This is a genomic window from Flavobacterium sp. DW-iso2 (assembly GCF_058725285.1).
Window position 1 is genome coordinate 1 of the sequence record NZ_JBZXDY010000064.1, and the last position, 1,367, is coordinate 1,367.

Below are 1,367 nucleotides of genomic sequence, written 5' to 3' on the forward strand. Positions count from 1 at the left end.
CAATCTTGCATTTGGTATAATTTGGAAACACAAAGATCTAGATTTTAATATTTCCCCACAACAATATGTCTTGATCCTTATAACTACTGCGCTCAAAATAAAAGACTAATACGCTTTCTACTTGAACGACAAAGAATACCCCATATTTCCTTAAAATCAAATACTCCATTACGATTCTGCTAGCGAGATTTATTCGTATAAAAAAACCCATGATGCAGGAGCAGTATGGGCTTGAAGTAACTAAACCAATTAAAAATAAAAACCACTTTAGAGCAACTAAAATTTATTTTACGCAAATTCTAATCTTCAGAAACGATAGGTCTTTCAATATCAAACGAAACATCTAATAAAATTGCTACACCATTGTCATTAACCATTGTCATATTTAAAGTATCCAACAAGGCTAATTTTCTTGATATTAAACCACTAAATTGATTATAAGAAATATTCATTTCTTTTAAATTGCTTAATTTTTCTAACTCATACGGAACTCGTCCATCCATATTATTTTCAAACAAGCTTAAGTTTTCAAGCCCTTTTAAATTTGCAATTTCAGCACTTAATTTACCACTTAACTTATTACTACTCAAAAGCAGTACCTTTAATGTAGAAACGCCATAAAGTGAATTTGGTATTTCGCCCTCCAATTCATTATTAAAAGCAGCCAAAGTCTCTAAATGCTTCAAGTTTCCAATTTGATCTGGCAATTCTCCAGAAAGTCTATTCATATAAAGTTGAAGAGTAACCAAATTATTCATCTCTCCTACTGAAGATGGAATAGTCCCAGTCAATCTGTTAAATGACAGATCTAAAACTTCTAGTTGTTTTAAATTTCCTAAAGCAAATGGTATTAGACCCGATAATACATTTTTATGTAAATTCAATTCTTTTAAATCCGTAAGATTCACGATTTCATTTGGTATTTCTCCAACAAGATTATTATCTGCTAGATTTATTGATACCACTTTATCCCCTTCCAAAACAACTCCATACCAAGTTGATACAGGAGAAGATAAATCCCATTTGGTGTTCCAATTAGCTCCGTTTGTTGCCGTATACAATTTCAAAAGCACTGTCTTATCTGAGACTGAGACTTTGGCCATCATTGAAATTGATGCCAAACCCATTAGTAGTAGAGTAAAAATATTTTTCATAACCTTGAATTTATACTTGTTCGAATGATTAAATATACACAATACATAGATTATCGACAAATAAAATCGACGAAATACATGATATTATACTATAAAAATATAATTTTCTTACATTAAATTGATTTATGCAATTTATAAACTAAACCACTCTGCACTGAAAGTGCAGAGGTTTGTTTTACAAGGGACTGAAAGTCCCTCATTTTTTTCATTCGA

1 protein-coding gene is annotated in these 1,367 nt (G+C 30.7%); it reads right to left on the bottom strand.

Annotated elements, in window-relative coordinates; all coding sequences use genetic code 11:
- Positions 1-299: 299 nt before the first annotated feature.
- Positions 300-1,154, bottom strand: a complete 855-nt coding sequence (locus tag AC4PRO_RS18090) for a leucine-rich repeat domain-containing protein (protein ID WP_074721454.1) — start codon at positions 1,152-1,154, stop codon at positions 300-302.
- Between the last annotated feature and the right edge of the window lie 213 nt (positions 1,155-1,367).